This window comes from Pseudalkalibacillus sp. JSM 102089 (assembly GCF_041366475.1).
Taxonomy (GTDB): Bacteria; Bacillota; Bacilli; order Bacillales; family Guptibacillaceae; genus Guptibacillus; species Guptibacillus hwajinpoensis_B.
This window is the reverse complement of sequence record NZ_JBEWYW010000001.1, coordinates 554,013-574,871: the sequence shown is the minus strand read 5'-3', so window position 1 is coordinate 574,871 and position 20,859 is coordinate 554,013. Positions and strand designations below refer to the sequence as shown.

Sequence of the window (20,859 nt, the reverse complement as noted above, 5' to 3'; positions counted from 1 at the left end):
AGATCAATGGACGATCGGATTACACAGATAAAAGGAATTGGTGATGAGAAAGCAGCGTCTCTTTCATCAATCGGCATAAACAGAATACAAGATTTAATTGAATATTTTCCATTTCGCTATGAAGATTATGAGTTGAAAGATCTCGCTGATGTGAAACATGAAGAGCGAGCTACACTTGAAGGGAAAGTTCATAGTGAACCGGTAGTTCGCTTTTATGGAAAGAAAAAATCACGATTGTCCGTAAGGCTGTTAGTAGGAAAATTCCTCATAACAGCCGTTTTTTTTAATCGTGCTTTTCTAAAAAAGCAGTTTACGTTAGGACAGATTGTTACTGTTACTGGCAAATGGGATCAACATAAAATGACGCTTTCAGCAAATGAAATCACGTTCTCCAGTCATAACCCAGACGGCACAATTGAGCCGATCTATCCTGTAGGTGGAGATGTGACGGTGAAAGCAATGAAGCGATATATTCAGCTTGCTTTGAATCAGTTTGGAGAACAAATTGAAGAAAACCTTCCACCTCAAATGCTTGAAAGGTATAAGTTGATGCCAAGGAAGGATGCCGTCTTGATGATGCATTCGCCTCCTTCTCATGAAGGACTTAAGCAAGCGAGACGTCGTTTTGTTTATGAAGAACTACTCCAATTTCAGTTGAAAATGCAGATTTTCCGAAAAAGGGAACGTGAAAACACTGAAGGAGCTTCACAAGTTTTTGAAAAGGAAAAATTAGAGGAGTTTGTACAAAGCCTCCCTTTTCCATTAACAGGTGCACAAAATCGCGTAGTAGGAGAGATATTGAAGGATATGGAAAGCTCCTATCGCATGAATCGCCTGCTCCAAGGTGATGTAGGTTCTGGTAAAACTGTAGTAGCGGCTATTGGCTTATATGCATCTTACTTAGCTGGTCACCAGGGGGCGTTAATGGTTCCGACGGAAATTCTAGCAGAACAGCATTACGAATCATTTCAGGATCTCTTAGGTAACAGACTAAAGGTGGAACTATTAACTGGGTCTGTGAAAGGTAAGAAGCGTAGAGAGATACTTGAACGACTCGCGGTTGGAGAAGTGGATCTATTAATTGGGACACATGCGTTAATACAAGATGAAGTGGTATTTCAAAATCTTGGCCTAGTTATTACAGATGAACAGCATCGGTTTGGAGTAGGGCAGCGCAGAGTACTAAGAGAAAAGGGACTAAGTCCAGATGTTCTTTATATGACGGCAACACCTATCCCAAGGACGCTTGCTATTTCGGTATTTGGGGATATGGATGTTTCGACGATAGATGAAATGCCTGCAGGGCGTAAACCAATTGAGACATATTGGGCAAAGCCAGGAATGCTACCGCGTGTTATCGATTTTGTGAAAAAAGAATTAGATCAAGGCAGACAGGGCTATGTGATCTGCCCGCTTATTGAAGAATCAGAGAAGTTGGATGTACAAAATGCGATTGATGTTCATTTTCAAATGCAAACAGCATTGCCTGACTATCAAGTAGGTTTAATGCATGGACGTCTAAGCTCAGATGAAAAGGAAGCCGTAATGGAGGAATTCAGTACGAATGACGTCCAGCTTCTTGTATCTACAACGGTTGTTGAGGTTGGGGTAAACGTCCCAAATGCGACAATTATGGTAATCTATGATGCAGAACGATTTGGTCTTGCTCAACTTCATCAACTGAGAGGTCGAGTAGGTCGTGGAAGTGAGCAATCTTATTGCATATTACTAGCAGATCCGAAATCTGAAGTAGGCAAAGAGCGAATGCAAATTATGACAGAATCGAATGATGGCTTTGTTCTTTCTCAGCGTGATTTAGAACTTCGAGGACCTGGAGACTTTTTTGGACGTAAACAAAGTGGTTTGCCTGAATTTAAAGTAGCCGACCTGGTGCATGATTATCGCGTGCTAGAAGTAGCTCGAAATGATGCAGCTGCTCTCGTAGAGTCCACCGCATTTTGGGAAGATGGGACATACCGCAGTTTACGAGACTATCTGACAGAGCAGGGCGTTTTAAGTGGAGAAAAATTGGATTAGCTTGCATAATCAACATGCTCGGTATATACTACCTTTTAGGACCTAGTCATAAGACTGAGATAAAGAGGATCAACTTGATCCTCTTTATCCGTTTATTAATGCTAGATAGGCGGCGGTAGTATATGAAGAGGAGTAAGAAAGATCGGCAAAGTCAGCTAAAGGAAACGATTGAGAGCACTCCCTTTATCACAGATGAGGAGCTTGCTGATAAATTTAATGTGAGCATTCAAACCATCAGACTCGATCGTCTTGAGCTCTCCATTCCAGAATTAAGAGAACGAATTAAGTATGTGGCACAACAGCAGCTTGATGAGGTGAAAGCACTTCCGATTGATGAAGTAATCGGTCAGGTGATCGATCTACAGCTTGATGAAAGTGCGATTTCCATATTGGACATTCGCCCTGAACACGTTTTTTCAAGAAACAAAATCGCAAGAGGACATCACCTTTTTGCGCAGGCGAATTCACTTGCTGTTGCTATAATTGATGATGAACTTGCACTGACAGCAAAAGCAAATATTCGCTTTTCAAGTCAGGTGAATGAAGGAGAGCGAGTAGTTGCGAAAGCTGTAGTGATAGATCAACGGAAAGACCGGACAACGGTTGAAGTGAATAGCTTCGTCCAGAATGAGAATGTCTTTTCTGGTGAATTTGTCATGTATCGCTCGACTAAATCCTGAAGGGAAGTTGTTTGAAAATGAGACTTGCAATTGACGCAATGGGTGGAGACAACGCACCTGATGCCATCATAGATGGGGTATATGAAGCGATTGAAGCATTTAGTGATTTGTCTGTAACGATTGTAGGAGACGAAACGAAAATCAATCCGCTATTAAAAGGAAACATGGATCGAATCACGGTATTACATACGGAAGAATACATATCATCAGAAGATCAACCAGTAAAAGCTGTTCGACGAAAGAAAAACGCTTCGATGGTTTTAGCCGTGAACGAAGTAAAGGAAGGTCGGGCAGATGCGGCTATATCAGCTGGTAATACTGGTGCGTTAATGGCAGCTGGATTGCTCTACGTTGGCCGTATTAAGGGCATTGATCGTCCAGGATTAGCTCCTACGCTCCCAACAATTGACGAAGCTGGTTTTGTGCTACTTGATGTTGGCGCCAATATGGATGCGAAACCAGAGCACCTTCTCCAATACGCACATATGGGCTCGGTTTATGCTGAGAAAGTACGAGGTATCGAGAACCCTCGCGTAGGTCTTTTGAACATTGGAACAGAAGAAGGTAAAGGGAATGAGCTAAGCAAACAGGCCTTTTCACTGCTTCAAGAAAGTGGATTGAACTTTGTTGGAAATGTAGAGTCAAGGGACATCCTTGGTAATGAAGCGGATGTCGTCGTCTGTGATGGGTTCTCAGGGAATCTAGTATTAAAGACGATTGAAGGAACGGCTCTCACAATGTTTAAGATGCTAAAAGAAGAGCTCACAAGCTCATTTACAAGTAAATTAGCAGCAGGAGTATTAAAACCGAAGCTGAAGAATTTAAGTACGAAGCTAGATTATTCAGAGTACGGTGGAGCAGGCTTATTTGGTTTAAACGCTCCTGTTATTAAAGCGCACGGATCTTCAAATGGAAGAGCTGTTTTCAGTGCGATTAAACAAGCTAGAACGATGGTCACTGGAAATGTTGTGACCGCCATTCAATCATCTCTTGTTAAAGAGGAAGGAGAGTAATTATGGGAAAAACAGCCTTTTTATTCCCCGGCCAAGGTTCACAGGCTGTCGGGATGGGACAGGATTTTATGGAAGCTTATTCTGTATCGAAAGATGTATTTACAGAAGCAGATCATCGCTTAAACTTTGAATTAACTAAATTGATTATGAACGGTCCAATTGAGACGCTAACGAGAACGGAAAATGCACAGCCCGCTCTTGTGACGACGAGCGTGGCAGTTCTTGAAGCTCTTCGCGAAAAAGGCATTACAGCTGATTATACGGCTGGTCATAGTCTTGGGGAATATTCTGCCATTGTCGCTTCAGGTGCTCTATCCTTTTCCGATGCCGTTTTTGCGGTTAGAAACCGGGGGCTTTATATGGAAGAAGCAGTTCCTTCAGGTGAAGGTGCAATGGCAGCCATTATGGGAATGGAGCGAGAGGAGTTACAACAAGTAGTTGACGAGGTATCGGCTTCTACTGATACTGTGCAGCTTGCAAACCTAAATAGTCCTGGACAAATTGTCATTTCAGGCGCCAAAGCAGGTGTTGAGAAAGCTTCAGAAGTAGCAAAAGAGAAGGGCGCTAGGCGGGTGATTCCACTTCAAGTAAGTGGGCCGTTCCACTCTAGTCTTATGAAGCCTGCTGCAGACCAGCTATCTGGCATACTTGAAGCAATTGAGATAAAGGATGCATCGATTCCAGTCATTGCTAACGTAACGGCTGAACCATCTACTTCTGCTGAAGAGATTCAGAACCACTTATTGGAGCAAATCTATTCACCTGTTCTATGGGAAGATACGGTAAGAAAACTAATGGACCTTGGTGTTGATACGTTTATTGAAATTGGTCCAGGTAATGTTCTTTCAGGTCTAGTCAAAAAGGTTAACCGTCGTGCATCTGTTCATGCAGTCGGAACTCCAGAACAACTCGATCAACTCATTGCTAAGTTAGGAGAGGAATAAACGATGGCTGAAAATAAAACGGCTCTAGTAACAGGAGCCTCCCGAGGTATTGGACGCGCTATTGCATTAGAGCTTGCTAAAGAGGGCATGAACATAGCTGTCAATTATGCAGGAAGTGAAGCGAAAGCAAATAGCGTTGTAGACGAAATTAAAGCGGCTGGTGGAAATGCGATTGCGATTAAAGCAAACGTAGCAAGCATGGAAGAAGTTCAGGGCATGATTAAGGAAGTTGTTTCAACTTTCGGAAGTCTTGAGGTGCTTGTGAATAATGCCGGCATTACACGTGATAATCTCATTATGCGTATGAAGGAAGAAGAGTGGGATTCCGTTATCGACACAAACTTAAAAGGTGTCTTTAACTGTACGAAGTCCGTTACTCGTCAAATGATGAAACAGCGTTATGGTCGCATTGTAAACGTAGCATCTGTCGTTGGTGTAGCTGGGAATGCAGGTCAAGCTAACTACGTAGCAGCGAAAGCAGGCGTAATCGGATTAACGAAAACAACTGCTAAAGAACTTGCTAGTCGCAACATTACGGTTAATGCGCTTGCACCTGGTTTCATCGAAACTGATATGACAGACGAACTTTCTGATGAAGTGAAAAGCGGAATGAAAGGACAAATTCCACTTGGAAGACTCGGTGCAGCTGAGGACATCGCTAAAGCAACGAAATTTCTCGTTTCTGACGATGCCAATTATATTACAGGTCAAACGCTTCATATTGACGGCGGCATGATCATGTAACTTTTCAACAACATCTAGTTTTTTTGTTTTATATATCCTATAATAGCTTGAGGGGAGGTGAGTCTAATGGCAGATACACTAGAGCGTGTAACAAAAATTATTGTTGATCGTCTTGGAGTTGAAGAATCTGAAATTAAACCAGAAGCTTCTTTCAAAGACGACCTTGGTGCCGATTCCCTTGATGTAGTGGAATTAGTCATGGAACTTGAAGATGAATTTGATCTTGAAATTTCCGATGAAGATGCTGAGAAAATTGTAACAGTTGGCGATGTAATTGATTACATAAACAGCCATCAATAATCTTCAGGATCATCCTGAAGTTGTGGAATAAACCTCGCTAGCCTGGGGGTTTATTCCTATTAATGATTAAAGCTCCAGAGTACAAAGAGGATAGTGATAAGTCGTGGAGGTATCTATGTCCAAATCAAAACATTCACCAAAAACGAGAGCCAGACGTTTCAAACCTAAGCATTCACGACAACTCGTGGTTGGAGAGGCAATCAGATCGCAATTCACTGCTTTTCAAAAGGAAATTGGTGTATCGTTCGAAAATGAACAGCTTCTTTTTCAAGCTTTTACCCATTCATCCTATGTGAATGAGCATCGACTGCATCCGCAGATGGATAATGAACGTCTTGAATTTCTTGGAGATGCCGTACTTGAACTTACGATATCAAGATACTTATATGAAAAGTACCCGAATATGAGTGAAGGCCAGCTAACGAAGCTAAGAGCGGCAATTGTTTGTGAACCATCACTTGTTCAGTTTGCAAATGACATGAATTTTGGACATCTCGTGCTTCTTGGCAAAGGAGAAGAGATGACGGGTGGTAGAATGCGCCCTGCCCTTCTTGCTGATGTATTCGAGTCATTCGTCTGTGCTTTGTATCTTGATCAAGGTCTTGAAGTCGTCTTTGAATTTCTTGAGAAGTTTGTTTATCCCAAAATTAACGCCGGTGCTTTTTCTCATGTGATGGATTATAAAAGCCAGCTTCAGGAAGTTATTCAGCGTGAAAGCCTTGGCGTGATTGATTACGTTATTACCGATGAAAAAGGACCCGCACATAACAGAGAGTTCTCCTCGAAAGTTATGTTAAATGGAAGTGATCTTGGTGTTGGGGTCGGACGCTCAAAGAAGGAAGCAGAACAAATGGCTGCTCAAAAAGCACTTATAAACTTAAAAGATCGTAATGAAAAAGAATCCTGATGCCAGGATTCTTTTTCATTAGATTCATTCTCTTTTAACTAACGATTTAGGATGCGCGCAATTTGCCTAGTTCAGCTAAGATTGCCTGCATTTCTGCAACACTAAGTGATTGTTTTTTGTTTAACATCACATAGATTTCATGAATATCTTCATAAGAAGATAAATCGAATGCTTCTGGCTTAATCATGCCAGAATTGATGACCTGCATTTTTTCTTTAATGCTCTCGACCATAAATGCTAGATTTTCTTCTGATTTAATGGAAAGATCCATTCGTAACACCTGCCTTATTCATTTGACTTAATTAATGACGACATGTCGCCATGCTATGTACCATTTCCCAATCAAGTAACAATGAGAGAATCATTGTCTTGCTTTAGGGTTTTCCTTATTGTAACATGTCTCAGCTCAGTATCGTAGAGGTCATTGTTTTATGATAAAATAAGACAGTTAGTGAAAAAAGTAAACCAAACGTTTTGATTCGCATACATAGATGAAACAGATGAGGGGGAAAGATGATGTTCCTCAAACGATTAGATGTAGTCGGCTTTAAGTCATTCGCCGATCGTATTTCAGTTGAGTTTGTCCCAGGAGTAACATCAGTTGTCGGCCCGAACGGGAGCGGCAAAAGCAACATAAATGACGCCATTCGCTGGGTACTTGGTGAACAATCAGCCAAGTCACTTAGAGGCGCTAAAATGGAAGATATCATTTTCGCAGGGAGCGATACGAGAAAAGCGGTTAACTTAGCAGAAGTAACGCTTACGCTTGATAATACAAATCAATATCTACCGATTGACTATAATGAGGTTAGTGTCACAAGACGTGTATATCGATCAGGAGATAGCGAGTATTTATTAAATAACCAGACATGTCGTTTAAAAGATATCATTGAGCTCTTCATGGATTCTGGGTTAGGGAAAGAATCATTTTCCATTATTGGTCAAGGTAGAATTGAAGAGATTCTTAGTAGCAAATCTGAAGAACGTCGCAAGATTTTTGAAGAAGCTGCGGGCGTGTTGAAATATAAAACCCGCAAGACGAAGGCGGAAACTCGTTTAAAAGAGACGGAAGATAACCTCCATCGCGTCGAGGATATTCTTTATGAGCTGGAAGATCAAGTTGAACCACTCCGCATGCAGGCATCGATCGCCAAAGATTACTTGCAAAAGCGAGAAGACTTGGAAAAGATTGAAGCGGCACTAACGGTTCATGAAATTGAAGAGTATCATCAATCATGGAAGCAAAAGAAAGCTGAATTGGATTCGTTAAAGGAGAGAGAAAGCAGTCTCGGCGATTCCATTAAGGTTAAGAAAGACGAGCTAACGAATATCAGATTGAAGCTTGATCAGTCTGAGCGTAATTTAGAAGCTTATCAGCAGCAGCTCCTTGATACGAGTGAAGAGTTAGAGAAGCTTGAAGGAAAGAAAGAAGTGCTTAAGGAACGGAAAAAAAATGCGCATCAAAATCGCACTAATTTGAGTGAGCGTATGACGTTTTTACAAGAGAAAAAAAGTTATTATGAGAAAGAAATTGAGCATCACTATAAACGCTTTGATCAGCAAAAGAAAGAATTAAGTGACTTAAAGGCCAGTCTTAAAAAAGAAACAGAGCTTCTTTCTGATATTGAGCAAGACATTGAACAAGAACTTGATCGTATGAAATCGGATTACTTCGAGCTACTTAACGAACAAGCGTCGATTCGTAACGAAAACCGCTATCTTCAAGATCAGCTTTCTGTTCTTAATCAGCGTAAGGAGCGACTCGATGGAGATAATCATAAATACATTGAAGAACGAAGCGCTGTGGACGAAAAGAAAGAGGAGCGTTCTGCCAAGTTAGCCGAATCCAAGAAGCTACTTGAAGCGCACGTGTCACGCTTCTATAAAAGCAAGCATGACGTGGAAGAGAAAAAGAAAGAGCTTGGTGAGAAAGAATCTAAGCTTTATCAAGCTTATCAATATATTCAACAATATAAGTCTAAGAAAGAAATGTTAGAAGAAATGCAGGACGATTATGCTGGTTTCTTCCAGGGTGTTAAAGAAGTACTCAAAGCTCGCGAAGACCTTACCGGGATCGAAGGGGCAGTTGCGGAACTAATAACAGTACCTAAAGATGTAGAGACAGCGCTTGAAACGGCCCTTGGCGGTGCGATGCAGAATGTCGTTGTTCGTGATGAGGCTGCAGGAAGACAGGCGATCTCATTCTTGAAGAAGAACCGTTCCGGAAGAGCCACCTTCCTTCCACTGTCAGTCGTGAAATCCAGAAAAATTTCGAACTATGATTTAGAACGTGTGAAGCAAAATGAAGCTTTCGTAGGCGTGGCTTCCGAACTCATCACGTACGATCCGAAGTACCAAGCAGTGATGGAGAATTTATTAGGCTCCGTTCTCGTAGCTAAAGACCTAAAGGGTGCAAACGAACTTGCAAAAATCATGCAATATCGAACGCGCATCGTAACCCTTGAAGGGGATGTGGTTAATCCAGGCGGTTCTATGAGCGGAGGTAGTGTGAAGCAAAAATCATCATCGCTTCTAAGTCGTCAGCGAGATCTTGAACTACTGATCAACAAGCTTGATGATATGCAGAAGAAGACCGCTGTAGTCGAGCAGGAGATTAAACAGGATAAAGCAATATTAGCTGATCTTGAAGAGAATCTTGATGAAATGCGTGAACGAGGAGAGAACCTTAGACTTGAAGAACAGTCTCTTCTTGGTGATTTGAGAGCAATTGAAGGAGACGAACGGAATACAAACGAACGTTTACAGCTATACGATCGAGAAAAGAAAGCGATCGATGAGGAAGTAGAAACTCATCAGAAGCGACACGGGTATTTGACCGAACGTCTTGAGGTGATTACTCAACAAGCAGAAGAACTTGAAGGTAAGATCGAGAACCTGACTGCAAAGAAACAAACGCAGCAAACGTCTCGTGAGACAATTCAAACTGAGATCACAGACCTTAAAGTGAAAGTGGCGGAGCACCAGCAATCATTCCAGAATCAGAAAGAGACGCTCGACCGCTTAACGTCTGAACAAAGTGAAACGAATGCTCAGCTAACCGAAACAACCGAAGAATTTACGCTCCTATCAGAAGCTATGTCTTCCAATTCTAATGGTGAGGAGAAGCTTGACCAAAATATCGTCTCATTCCGATCAGAGAAAGAGAAGCTTCTTACAACACTACAGAATGAACGTGAAGTGAAGTTATCTTTACAACAGGAGATTGAATCTGTCAGTAGCAAGCTCGATCTATTAATCGCAGAGGAAAAGCAGCTTTCGGGATTAATGCAGGCCGTTGAGGTGCGGATTAACAGACTTGATGTGGAACTTGAGAACAGGTTAGCTATTTTAAGTGAAGAGTATGGACTGACTTATGAAGCGGCGAAAGAAAAGCACATTCTTACACTGGAACCTGAAGATGCTAAGCGTAAGCTAAAGCTCATTAAGCTAGAAATTGATGAGCTTGGTACCGTTAATCTTGGTGCGATAGATGAGTATGAACGAGTGAATGATCGCTATACATTTCTTAGTGAACAGCAAGCGGATCTTCTTCAAGCGAAAAAAACACTGTATGATGTGATTGAGGAAATGGATCAAGAGATGAAAAAGCGCTTTGAAGATACATTTACTAAAATACGAGCGCAGTTCCAAATTGTCTTCAAGGAATTGTTTGGGGGAGGTAAAGCAGATCTCGTACTAACGGATCCGGATAATCTTCTTTCAACAGGCGTGGATATATTAGCGCAACCGCCAGGAAAGAAACTTCAACATTTAGCGCTTCTATCGGGAGGAGAACGAGCTTTCACGGCCATCGCTCTCTTATTCTCGATTTTAAAAGTTCGACCTGTTCCGTTTTGCGTTCTGGATGAAGTAGAAGCAGCGCTAGACGATGCGAACGTCAATCGATTTGCGAAATATTTAAAGCAATTTAGTGAAAAAACGCAGTTTATTGTGATTACACACAGAAAAGGTACAATGGAAGAGTCTGATGTTCTATATGGCGTTACCATGCAAGAGTCAGGTGTATCCCGACTCGTTTCCGTTAGACTAGAAGAATCGAAGCAATTAATATCGCAATAATGAGTAGGGGGATTAAACGTGAGTTTTTTTAAAAAGTTAAAAGACAAGTTCACAACACAAACAGATGAAGTAAGCGGGAAATTTAAAGACGGTCTTGAGAAAACACGAACGTCTTTCTCAACAAAAATGAATAACCTCGTAAAAAACTATCGCAAAGTTGATGAAGATTTTTTCGAAGAGCTAGAGGAGCTTCTTATAAGTGCCGATGTCGGTGTTGCGACTGTAATGGATCTCATTGACGTATTAAAAGATGAAGCGAGAACGCGTAACATTAAAGATACGAAAGAACTGCAAAGCGTCATTTCAGAAAAGTTAGCAGAGCTTCTTCATAAGTCCGATGAAGATGGCTCTCTTAATGTACAAGAAGAAGGTTTAACGGTTTTCTTGTTCGTTGGAGTTAATGGGGTAGGAAAGACAACTACTATTGGAAAGCTTGCACATAAGTTTAAACAAGAAGGAAAGAAAGTGGTTCTTGCAGCGGGGGATACGTTCCGAGCAGGAGCAATCGAGCAATTAGAAGTATGGGGGGAACGAGCTGAAGTTGATGTAATAAAACACCAAGCAGGCTCAGATCCAGCAGCAGTTGTTTTCGATGCTGTGCAATCTGCTAAATCACGGAACGCAGATATATTGCTTTGTGATACAGCGGGGCGTCTTCAGAACAAAGTAAACCTTATGAATGAGCTCGAAAAAGTAAAACGTGTTATTCAACGTGAAGTACCATCGGGTCCACATGAGGTGATTCTCGTTCTAGATGCTACTACAGGACAGAATGCGATGAGTCAGGCGAAGCAATTTGGACAATCAACAGACGTGTCTGGCATAGCGTTAACCAAGCTCGATGGAACAGCAAAAGGTGGAATCGTGCTTGCCATTCGACACGAACTTGATATCCCTGTTAAACTCGTAGGTCTAGGGGAGAAAATGGATGATTTGCAGGAGTTTGATCCTGATACATTCGTATACGGACTCTTCTCCTCAATCATTGAAGAAGAGGAAGAAAACGAAGAATAAATTCTAAATTATTTGTGTTAAGAAAAAATCTTGACAAATAAAATGACGCATAGTAATATAATTAACGTAAAGGTGATTACCTTAACAAGGGGCTGTTAACAATGCTAGAGAAAACGATGAGAATTAACTCGTTATTCGACTTTTATCAGTCGCTTTTAACACCGAAACAGCGTAATTATATGGCATTGTATTACCTTGATGATTATTCACTTGGTGAAATCGCAGAAGAATTTCAAGTTAGCCGTCAGGCTGTCTATGATAACATTAAGCGAACTGAACAAATGATTGAAGAATATGAAGCAAAACTGTTGCTATTCGAGCGTTATATCAAAAGGCAAGAGCTGTTAGAAAAGCTTAGAGAAGCGATCGCGAGTGAGAATGAACACTCGAAGGCGCTGCCGTTGATTACATCGCTTGAAAAACTGGATTAGGAGGCGGCGAACATGGCATTTGAAGGGTTAGCCGACCGACTGCAAGACACCCTGCAGAAAATACGCGGTAAAGGGAAAGTAACAGAAGCTGACGTCAAAGAAATGATGCGTGAAGTAAGGCTAGCCTTGCTTGAAGCCGATGTTAACTTTAAAGTCGTAAAACAGTTTATCAATAAGGTCAAAGAGCGCGCCGTCGGACAGGAAGTTATGAAAAGCCTGACGCCAGGGCAGCAGGTCATTAAAGTCGTTAATGAAGAGCTGACAGCGCTAATGGGTGGCGAACAGAGCAAAATTGCTGTTTCAAGTCGCCCGCCGACTGTTATTATGATGGCCGGACTACAGGGTGCAGGTAAGACGACTACTGTCGGGAAGCTTGCAAACCATTTACGTAAAAATCACAACCGCAAACCACTATTAGTAGCGGCGGATATATATCGTCCTGCTGCGATTAACCAGCTTGAAACGCTTGGTAAACAACTTAGTATGCCGGTGTTCTCGATGGGCGATCAGGTTAGTCCGGTTGAGATTGCAACTAAAGCAATCGAAAAAGCAAAAGAAGAGCATCTTGACTATGTCATTATTGACACAGCCGGTCGCTTGCATATTGATGAAAATCTAATGCAAGAGCTAAAAGATGTTAAAGAAGCTGTTACGCCTGACGAAGTTTTTCTTGTCGTTGATTCGATGACAGGACAGGACGCTGTGAATGTAGCCGAAAGCTTTAATGATGCGCTTGATATAACGGGTGTCATTCTAACAAAGCTTGATGGTGACACGCGCGGTGGTGCTGCACTTTCGATCAAGTCTGTAACAGATAAACCGATCAAGTTTGCTGGTATGGGTGAGAAGCTCGATGCACTTGAACCGTTTCATCCTGAGAGAATGGCATCGCGAATTCTCGGAATGGGAGACGTTTTAACGCTCATTGAAAAAGCCCAGACTTCAGTAGATGAAGACAAAGCAAAAGAACTTGAGAAAAAGATGCGAACGATGAGCTTTACGTTCGATGATTTCCTTGATCAGCTTGGTCAGGTTCGAAGCATGGGACCGCTTGATGAATTGATGGACATGATTCCTGGAATGAATAAGAAAGCCATGAAAAATGTCAGTGTTGATGAGAAGCAAATTGGCCGAGTTGAAGCCATTATTCAATCCATGACAACACGCGAGAAAGAAGAGCCTGATCTCATCAATGCGAGTCGCAAAAAAAGAATTGCCGTCGGTAGTGGAACATCTGTGCAAGATGTCAATCGTCTCTTGAAGCAATTTGATGAGATGAAGAAGATGATGAAACAGATGACCAACATGTCTAAAGGCGGTAAGAAAAAAGGTAAGGGCATGAATTTCCCATTCATGCAATAAAAATGAAGTAAATTTTCTCTTTACAAGAGTATAAATTTATGATATTATATTTATTTATGTGAATATTTTTGGAGGTGAAACACATGGCAGTTAAAATTCGTTTAAAGCGTATGGGTGCTAAAAGAGCTCCTTACTATCGCGTAGTTGTTGCTGATTCACGTGCACCACGTGACGGACGCTTCATCGAGGAAATCGGTACTTACAATCCGGTTGCTAATCCAGTTGAAGTGAAAATCAACGAAGAGAAAGCTCTTGATTGGATGCTTAAAGGCGCTAAGCCTTCTGATACAGTACGTAACTTATTCTCCACTGCAGGTCTTATGGAGAAGCTTCACAACGCAAAAAACACAAAGTAATTTAACACCTTAGAGGAGGCTTTCTTGAAAGCCTCCTTTGGTGTATCTAGGTCCATCATTTTTAAAAAGGTGGTAGATTATAATGGAAGCCCTGGTTGAAACAATTGTAAAAGCTCTTGTCGATTATCCTGATGAAGTTCGTGTTGAAAAAGATGAGACAAGCAGTTTGGATATATACAAGCTTCACGTTCATGCAGAGGACACAGGAAAGGTGATTGGGAAGCAGGGAAAGGTCGCTAGATCAATCCGTACGGTGATGAACGCCGCTGCTGTTCAGTCCAATAAACGTGTACAGTTGGAGATACTTTAGGGGGAGATGAAACTCCTCTTTTTTTGTTTTAGCTCACTCGAATGAAACTTTCAATTCACGTGCCTTTCACCAGATTCATAATCCATATTTAACGTTTATAAAACTTCTCATTGATCGTAAGGGCTCTTTTTTTATGATAAGCTATGTTATCTTATTGTGATGATATCTCGTTTATTGGCTCAATCGAATGAAACATCTGTTTCACTCGTCTTAGCCAAAAATCAACCACATTTATTAACATAGCCTTATGAGAAAGTGGATTTAATATCAAATACGAAAACTTTCCCTTTTTAAAAGACTTGGCCAGAAGCCAGGTTTTTCTATTGCTTCTATTTATTGTGTGAAAATCAGGTCCTATTTACATATGGAGGGCAGCGGAATGAAAATCATTGTAACGTATGATGTGAAACAAATTTTAACTGAAGAAAGCCGGGCTTCCTATCTAGACAAATGGCAAAAAGAACATGCCTCTCTTCTGCGGGAATGTGATCAACTTCAATTTGAAATGAAGCGCCTGCAAAAAAAACGCCCTTCTGATCAAAAGTGGATAGCTGATCAATTTGATAAAGAAATTCGGACAAGATCTGAACGAATGTCATTCCTTGATTTCAAAATGGATCAACTTGATCAGTTGACTTTAGGGTCTGAAATTCACGACGGTGAAATTCAATCCATTCAGGAAGTTCAAATTGGCGACGAGTGGCATGGAAGAGAGCAAAAAGGTAAAATAGTCGTAAAAGATGGGGTTGTGCAAAGCATCTTCCCTGACTCAAAAGGAAAGGATATTATGATATGACAGAATGGCTTAATGTAGGAAAGATCGTGAATACACATGGCGTGCGAGGTGAAGTACGCGTTATTTCTAGAACTGATTTTCCAGAGGAGCGTTATGCAATAGGCAACAAGCTGTACTTGTTTAAGGATGATGAGCCTGTAACTTTAACCGTTTCATCACATAGAAAGCATAAGCAGTTTGATTTGCTTACATTTGAAGGGTTTCACAATATAAACGAAGTACAGCACATGAAAGAAGGTATTCTGAAAGTAAAGGAAGATCAAGGAGGAAAGCTATCAAAAGAAGAATTCTACTACCGTGATATTATCGGGCTTGAAGTTCATACTGAAGATGGCGAGTATCTTGGTAAGGTAAAAGAAATTCTTTCACCAGGAGCAAATGATGTTTGGGTTGTTCAAACTGCTGGCGGGGGTAAGGATCTTTTGTTACCATACATCGAACAAGTGGTGAAACAGGTCGATTTAAGTGAAGGGAAAATTACCGTTCATTTAATGGAAGGACTTCGTGATTAGCATGAAGATTGATGTGCTTTCGCTGTTTCCTGAAATGTTCTCAGGTGTATTTAACCATTCGATTTTAAAGCGTGCTCAGGATAATGGGGCTGTGACTTATAATGTGACTAATTTTCGTGACTATAGTTCGAATAAGCATAAAAACGTTGATGATTATCCATACGGTGGGGGAGCTGGAATGGTGTTGACGCCTCAACCGGTTTTTGATGCTGTCGCCGATCTTTCAGCAGGAAAGCATCCGCGCGTCATTCTGATGTGTCCTCAAGGAGAAAGATTTACACAAAAGAAAGCGGAAGAGCTTGCGAAGGAAGATCATCTTATTTTCATTTGCGGTCATTATGAAGGGTATGATGAGCGGATTCGGGAAAATCTAGTAACGGATGAGATCTCCATTGGTGACTTCGTCTTAACAGGAGGAGAGCTTGGGAGCATGGTCGTTATTGACAGTGTTACAAGACTTCTCCCTGGAGTCCTAGGTAATGATACATCAGCCCCTATGGATTCGTTTAGTAGTGGTTTACTAGAGCACCCTCACTACACACGCCCTGCTGACTATGCTGGGTTAAACGTGCCTGATGTGCTTCTATCAGGAAATCATGAGGCTATTCGTAAGTGGCGTCTTAAGGAATCGTTAAGGCGCACGTGGAATAGAAGACCGGATCTTCTTAGAGAGAAAAACTTGACGAAGGAAGAAGAGAAATTTCTTCAAGATATTAAGCGAGAAAAAGAGTGAATTCATTCTTGTAATCTAAAAAGTGCTATGCTATGATAACAGTTGTGGCATTAGTCACGTTATTACGATGTTCCGCTGTAATGCAAGATGATTTATATGAGCATCTGTGTGGAAGGAGGGTTACTTGATGCACAAGTTAATCCAGGATATCACAAAAGACCAACTTAAGTCGGATCTTCCTAATTTCCGACCAGGAGATACTGTGAAAGTTCACGTTAAAGTTGTCGAAGGTACTCGTGAGCGTATCCAGTTATTCGAAGGTGTTGTGATTAAACGACGTGGTGGTGGAATCAGTGAAACATTTACTGTTCGTAAGATTTCTTACGGAGTAGGTGTTGAGCGTACATTCCCTGTACATTCACCAAAAGTTGCTAAGCTTGAAGTTGCTCGTCGCGGTAAAGTTCGCCGTGCTAAGCTATACTACTTGCGTGCACTTCGTGGTAAAGCCGCTCGTATTAAAGAAATTCGATAAAGTTAGACGCGAAAGGGAGCTTGCATTGTCAGGCTCCTTTTTTCTATTGAAAAAAACTCATGTGAAATAAGTAACTTTCTATGATAAAATAAAGCGGGTTATAAAGGTTTGTAGGAAAGGCTAGAGGGGAAAGAAATAGGTAAAAAAGACCCTTTCATTAGGAGGAACGAGCATGAAAAGCACCAGATCAGCAGAGAAGAAAGATTCCTGGGAGTGGATACGTGCGCTCATCATTGCTTTTATACTAGCAGGAGCCGTTCGCTATTTTATTTTTGCTCCCATCGTTGTTGATGGCGAAAGCATGATGCCGACATTACAGGATCGTGATCGGATGATCGTGAACAAAATCAGCTATAATATTGGTGATGCTGAACGTTTCGATATCATTGTATTTGAGGCACCTGAAGGTAAAGATTATATTAAACGAGTGATTGGCCTTCCTGGAGATAAGGTGGAATACAAAGGCGATATGCTTTACGTAAATGGTGAAGCGGTTAAGGAGCCCTATCTAGAACCATATAAAGATGATTTGCTAGAAGGGAACTTAACGTACGATTTCGATTTAACTGGTGTAACTGGTGAAGCTACAGTTCCAGAAGGACAATTGTTTGTGATGGGGGACAATCGACAACATAGTAAAGATAGTCGTTCCATTGGCTTCGTTCCTGTTGAAAAAGTTGTCGGAGAAGCAAACGTTATTTTTTGGCCCTTAAATGATATACAAGTAATGGAGTGAGGATCTAGAATTTTTCGATACCTCATGATTTGAGAATAGGTGGAGATGGCATGACGATTCAATGGTTTCCCGGACATATGGCAAAAGCACGCCGGGAGATTACCGAGAAGCTTAAAATGATTGATGTTGTAATTGAACTAGTGGATGCACGCATCCCGCTTGCTTCAAGGAATCCGATGATTGATGAAATAGTTTCTTCAAAGCCAAGACTAATTTTGCTCAATAAAGCAGATATGGCGGATGATCAGAAAACAACTGAATGGAAACACTATTTTCAATCGCAAGGACATAAAGCATTGCCAATTGATTCGCAAACCGGTAAAGGCGTGAAAAGTATTCCTGCAGCAGCTAGAGAGCTGATGAGTGATAAGATTGACCGGATGATCGAGAAGGGCATGAAGCCGCGCGCGGTTCGGGCATTAATTTTAGGAATTCCTAACGTTGGGAAATCTACCTTGATCAACCGTTTAGCGGGGAAGAAAATTGCTAAAACAGGAGATCGACCAGGTATTACGAAAAAGCAGCAGTGGATCAAAGTAGGCGATGAAATGGACCTTCTCGACACGCCAGGTATTTTATGGCCTAAGTTTGAAGACCAGATAACCGGATATAAACTAGCTGCTACCGGAGCGATAAAAGATGAAATCCTGGATTTTCAGGATATTTCGGTGTATGTACTCAAATTCATGAGTGAATATTATCCTAACCGACTGAAGGATCGCTACCATCTTGAGGATATCCCTGAAGATGTTGTAGAGTTGTTTGATGAAATAGGGAAAAAACGTGGCTTTTTAATGAGTGGCGGCTGGATTGATTACGATAAAACAGCTGAGACCGTGCTACGTGAGCTTCGAAGTGGTAAATTAGGCGATGTGACACTTGAAACGCCAGAAAGGTAAGGCCATGAGCCTTACCTTTTTTAAATGAACTGAAGAGAAAGAGGAGATTAAATGAGTGAAAAACTAAAGTCAATTAAAGAAATTACCCAGATGTTGGAGCGAGGGCAATATACAAACGATGATTGGGAAGAATGGAAACAGGATACACGCAAAGGTGTGATGAGCTTAATTGCTAGAGAAGGAAAGAAAGAGCAAGAAAAATTGAAAATACTTCAAATGCATGAAGAGATGAGCGCCTTAGAAGCTCATTACAGAGAACAAGGTCGTTTTGCTATAGCAGGAGTCGATGAGGTAGGAAGAGGCCCTTTAGCAGGCCCTGTGGTTGCTTCAGCGGTCATATTAAACCCTGATCTACCTATACTTGGGCTACAGGATTCAAAAAAACTTTCTCGTGCGAAACTCAATGACTTATTTGATCAGATACATAAGGATGCTATTTCAATTGGAATTGGTGTTGTTAGTTCAAGCGAAATTGATGAATTAAATATTTATCAAGCAACCAAAAAAGCAATGCAACAAGCCGTTGAGGGATTGAACGTCCAAGCTGATTTCTTACTAGTGGATGCCATGCACATCCCACTACAAATCGATCAGGAATCGCTCATTAAAGGTGATTCGAGAAGTGTTAGTATTGCAGCAGCCTCAATCGTTGCGAAGGTAACACGTGACCGCATGATGGTAAAATTAGCAGAAACTTATCCACAATATGGATTTGAGCGACATGTGGGGTATGGAACGAAAGAACATCTCGCTGCTCTTGATCAATATGGTGTCACGGATGCACATCGGAAATCATTTGCTCCTGTAAGAGATCGCTTAGGCTTGCATTAAATTGTGTATGAATCGGCTGAAACAGTTGATACTATACCTATTCTAGTGTGAAGGAGCAATCATTTGTGAAAGATCCAGGACGTCCAGACAAAAACGACTCGTTTTATGAAGAAGCCGGAGAAGAATTTGGTGTTTACACACCTGCGGCTGCAAGAGAATTAACCATTACGGATCATAAAAGAAGAGAGCAAGAGAACTCACCAAAAAAAGCAGGAAGAGACGAACGAGAAGAGGGGAGATAGTCCCTCTTCTTTTTTTTGTAATTTTAGTCATCAATCTTGTTTCCTCAATAAAAAGTTGAAAGTTTCGTATGGCGTTGAGATTCATGCAACAAATTTTGTGAAAAATGGCAATGTTCACATCGGAAAAAGAGCGAAAGAATCGCTATACAGCTTCTTTACTGGATAAATTGGAACAATATTTGCAAGAAACAACAGAGACTTTATGCAAAAGGGTAGACAATCGGTGTGAATTTTCTATACAATGAAAACGTCGTCAAAGATTTGATTGACTAGGATAGGAGGATGAGAGAATGAATATCCATGAATATCAAGGAAAAGAAGTCCTAAGAAGCTACGGGGTATCAGTCCCTAATGGACAAGTCGCATACTCCGCGAAAGAAGCTGTGGACGTTGCAAAACAATTAGACAGCAAAGTTTACGTAGTAAAAGCACAAATCCACGCAGGTGGTCGAGGAAAAGCTGGCGGTGTTAAAATTGCCAAGAACCTTGAGGAAGTTCGTACATACGCTGAGGAGATCCTCGGAAAAACACTTGTTACTCATCAAACGGGACCAGAAGGCAAGGAAGTAAAGCGCTTACTTATTGAAGAAGGTTGCGATATTAAACAGGAATATTACGTTGGTCTAGTACTTGACCGTGTAACGTCACGAGTGGTCATGATGGCATCTGAAGAAGGCGGAACTGAAATTGAAGAAGTGGCTGAACACAGCCCAGAGAAAATCTTCAAAGAAGTGATCGATCCAGCTGTAGGTCTTCAGGGTTACCAGGCTAGAAGACTAGCATTTAATATTAATATCCCGAAAGAACAAATCAATAAAGCAGTGAAGTTTATGCTTGGCCTATACAAAGTTTTTGTAGAAAAAGATGCTTCAATTGCGGAAATCAATCCTCTTGTAACAACTGGGGATGGGAACGTAATGGCTCTTGATGCTAAATTAAACTTTGATCCAAATGCGCTTTATCGCCATAAAGATATCCTTGAACTTCGTGATCTTGATGAAGAGGATTCAAAGGAAATCGAAGCATCAAAATATGAACTTAGCTACATTGCCCTTGATGGTAATATCGGCTGCATGGTTAACGGTGCAGGGCTTGCTATGTCTACGATGGATATTATCAAGCATTACGGCGGCGATCCCGCTAACTTCCTTGACGTTGGGGGCGGCGCAACAGCTGAGAAAGTAACGGAAGCCTTCAAAATTATCTTATCAGACAAAAATGTTAAAGGTATTTATGTAAACATTTTTGGTGGGATCATGAAGTGTGACGTTATTGCTGAAGGTGTTGTAGAAGCTACGAAGCAAGTAGGCCTTGAAATTCCGCTTGTTGTTCGTCTTGAAGGCACAAATGTTGATCTTGGAAAGCAAATCCTGAAAGATTCTGGATTAAATATTACCGCTGCTGAGTCTATGGCTGACGGCGCGGAAAAAATCGTTTCATTAGTGAAGTAGAAAGGCGGG

General features: G+C 41.3%; 23 protein-coding genes. 22 read left to right on the top strand and 1 reads right to left on the bottom strand.

What is annotated here, in order from left to right; translation table 11 throughout:
• Positions 1-6: 6 nt before the first annotated feature.
• The 7 genes from recG (at position 7) to rnc (ending at position 6,625) form a co-directional block, all read left to right on the top strand.
• Entirely contained in the window at positions 7-2,037 is a 2,031-nt protein-coding gene (gene recG, locus ABVF21_RS02835) for an ATP-dependent DNA helicase RecG (protein WP_303531248.1), read from the top strand.
• Between the two features lie 122 nt (positions 2,038-2,159).
• Positions 2,160-2,717: a transcription factor FapR gene (gene fapR / locus ABVF21_RS02830; protein ID WP_303531250.1), complete on the top strand. Its 558-nt coding sequence runs from the start codon at positions 2,160-2,162 to the stop codon at positions 2,715-2,717.
• A gap of 17 nt (positions 2,718-2,734) precedes the next feature.
• On the top strand, positions 2,735-3,730 hold the full coding sequence (plsX, locus tag ABVF21_RS02825; protein WP_371017445.1) for a phosphate acyltransferase PlsX: 996 nt from the start codon (positions 2,735-2,737) through the stop codon (positions 3,728-3,730).
• Between the two features lie 2 nt (positions 3,731-3,732).
• Positions 3,733-4,674, top strand: coding sequence for an ACP S-malonyltransferase (gene fabD / locus ABVF21_RS02820; protein WP_371017444.1), 942 nt, complete (start codon positions 3,733-3,735; stop codon positions 4,672-4,674).
• 3 nt (positions 4,675-4,677) lie between these two features.
• Positions 4,678-5,418: a 3-oxoacyl-[acyl-carrier-protein] reductase gene (gene fabG, locus ABVF21_RS02815; protein ID WP_194221395.1), complete on the top strand. Its 741-nt coding sequence runs from the start codon at positions 4,678-4,680 to the stop codon at positions 5,416-5,418.
• Positions 5,419-5,484: 66 nt separating this feature from the next.
• Entirely contained in the window at positions 5,485-5,718 is a 234-nt protein-coding gene (gene acpP / locus ABVF21_RS02810) for an acyl carrier protein (protein ID WP_048309824.1), read from the top strand.
• Between the two features lie 115 nt (positions 5,719-5,833).
• Positions 5,834-6,625, top strand: a complete 792-nt coding sequence (gene rnc, locus ABVF21_RS02805) for a ribonuclease III (RefSeq protein ID WP_194221396.1) — start codon at positions 5,834-5,836, stop codon at positions 6,623-6,625.
• 46 nt (positions 6,626-6,671) lie between these two features.
• Here the strand turns inward: rnc and ABVF21_RS02800 are convergent, their stop codons facing one another.
• The gene (locus tag ABVF21_RS02800; RefSeq protein WP_226612818.1) at positions 6,672-6,896 is read right to left on the bottom strand and encodes a DUF1128 domain-containing protein; all 225 of its coding nucleotides are present in this window, start codon (positions 6,894-6,896) and stop codon (positions 6,672-6,674) included.
• A 245-nt stretch (positions 6,897-7,141) separates the two neighbouring features.
• On the opposite strand from ABVF21_RS02800, the gene smc reads away from it, so the two are divergent.
• The 15 genes from smc to sucC all read left to right on the top strand — a co-directional run bounded on the left by smc (position 7,142) and on the right by sucC (position 20,850).
• Entirely contained in the window at positions 7,142-10,705 is a 3,564-nt protein-coding gene (smc, locus tag ABVF21_RS02795) for a chromosome segregation protein SMC (protein ID WP_303531258.1), read from the top strand.
• An 18-nt stretch (positions 10,706-10,723) separates the two neighbouring features.
• The gene (gene ftsY, locus ABVF21_RS02790; RefSeq protein WP_194221399.1) at positions 10,724-11,719 is read left to right on the top strand and encodes a signal recognition particle-docking protein FtsY; all 996 of its coding nucleotides are present in this window, start codon (positions 10,724-10,726) and stop codon (positions 11,717-11,719) included.
• A 101-nt stretch (positions 11,720-11,820) separates the two neighbouring features.
• The gene (locus ABVF21_RS02785) at positions 11,821-12,150 is read left to right on the top strand and encodes a putative DNA-binding protein (protein ID WP_194221400.1); all 330 of its coding nucleotides are present in this window, start codon (positions 11,821-11,823) and stop codon (positions 12,148-12,150) included.
• A 12-nt stretch (positions 12,151-12,162) separates the two neighbouring features.
• Positions 12,163-13,512 (top strand): signal recognition particle protein, encoded by a 1,350-nt coding sequence (ffh, locus tag ABVF21_RS02780; RefSeq protein WP_194221401.1) that lies wholly within the window; start codon positions 12,163-12,165, stop codon positions 13,510-13,512.
• Positions 13,513-13,595: 83 nt separating this feature from the next.
• Complete coding sequence (gene rpsP / locus ABVF21_RS02775; RefSeq protein ID WP_098443358.1) at positions 13,596-13,868, top strand: 30S ribosomal protein S16; 273 nt, start codon at positions 13,596-13,598, stop codon at positions 13,866-13,868.
• Between the two features lie 82 nt (positions 13,869-13,950).
• Positions 13,951-14,178, top strand: a complete 228-nt coding sequence (locus ABVF21_RS02770) for a KH domain-containing protein (RefSeq protein WP_303531264.1) — start codon at positions 13,951-13,953, stop codon at positions 14,176-14,178.
• A 379-nt stretch (positions 14,179-14,557) separates the two neighbouring features.
• Complete coding sequence (locus ABVF21_RS02765) at positions 14,558-14,974, top strand: YlqD family protein (RefSeq protein ID WP_303531265.1); 417 nt, start codon at positions 14,558-14,560, stop codon at positions 14,972-14,974.
• Entirely contained in the window at positions 14,971-15,486 is a 516-nt protein-coding gene (rimM, locus tag ABVF21_RS02760; protein ID WP_194221404.1) for a ribosome maturation factor RimM, read from the top strand. The genes ABVF21_RS02765 and rimM overlap by 4 nt, the downstream gene beginning before the upstream one ends.
• A gap of 1 nt (position 15,487) precedes the next feature.
• Entirely contained in the window at positions 15,488-16,219 is a 732-nt protein-coding gene (gene trmD, locus ABVF21_RS02755) for a tRNA (guanosine(37)-N1)-methyltransferase TrmD (RefSeq protein ID WP_303531754.1), read from the top strand.
• Positions 16,220-16,346: 127 nt separating this feature from the next.
• The gene (rplS, locus tag ABVF21_RS02750; protein ID WP_098443362.1) at positions 16,347-16,691 is read left to right on the top strand and encodes a 50S ribosomal protein L19; all 345 of its coding nucleotides are present in this window, start codon (positions 16,347-16,349) and stop codon (positions 16,689-16,691) included.
• 172 nt (positions 16,692-16,863) lie between these two features.
• The gene (gene lepB / locus ABVF21_RS02745) at positions 16,864-17,427 is read left to right on the top strand and encodes a signal peptidase I (protein ID WP_303531268.1); all 564 of its coding nucleotides are present in this window, start codon (positions 16,864-16,866) and stop codon (positions 17,425-17,427) included.
• 50 nt (positions 17,428-17,477) lie between these two features.
• The gene (gene ylqF, locus ABVF21_RS02740) at positions 17,478-18,326 is read left to right on the top strand and encodes a ribosome biogenesis GTPase YlqF (RefSeq protein ID WP_303531270.1); all 849 of its coding nucleotides are present in this window, start codon (positions 17,478-17,480) and stop codon (positions 18,324-18,326) included.
• A gap of 51 nt (positions 18,327-18,377) precedes the next feature.
• Positions 18,378-19,157, top strand: a complete 780-nt coding sequence (locus tag ABVF21_RS02735) for a ribonuclease HII (RefSeq protein ID WP_303531271.1) — start codon at positions 18,378-18,380, stop codon at positions 19,155-19,157.
• Between the two features lie 65 nt (positions 19,158-19,222).
• On the top strand, positions 19,223-19,399 hold the full coding sequence (locus tag ABVF21_RS02730; protein WP_371017443.1) for a hypothetical protein: 177 nt from the start codon (positions 19,223-19,225) through the stop codon (positions 19,397-19,399).
• Positions 19,400-19,689: 290 nt separating this feature from the next.
• Positions 19,690-20,850, top strand: coding sequence for an ADP-forming succinate--CoA ligase subunit beta (gene sucC / locus ABVF21_RS02725; protein ID WP_194221409.1), 1,161 nt, complete (start codon positions 19,690-19,692; stop codon positions 20,848-20,850).
• Positions 20,851-20,859: the final 9 nt, after the last annotated feature.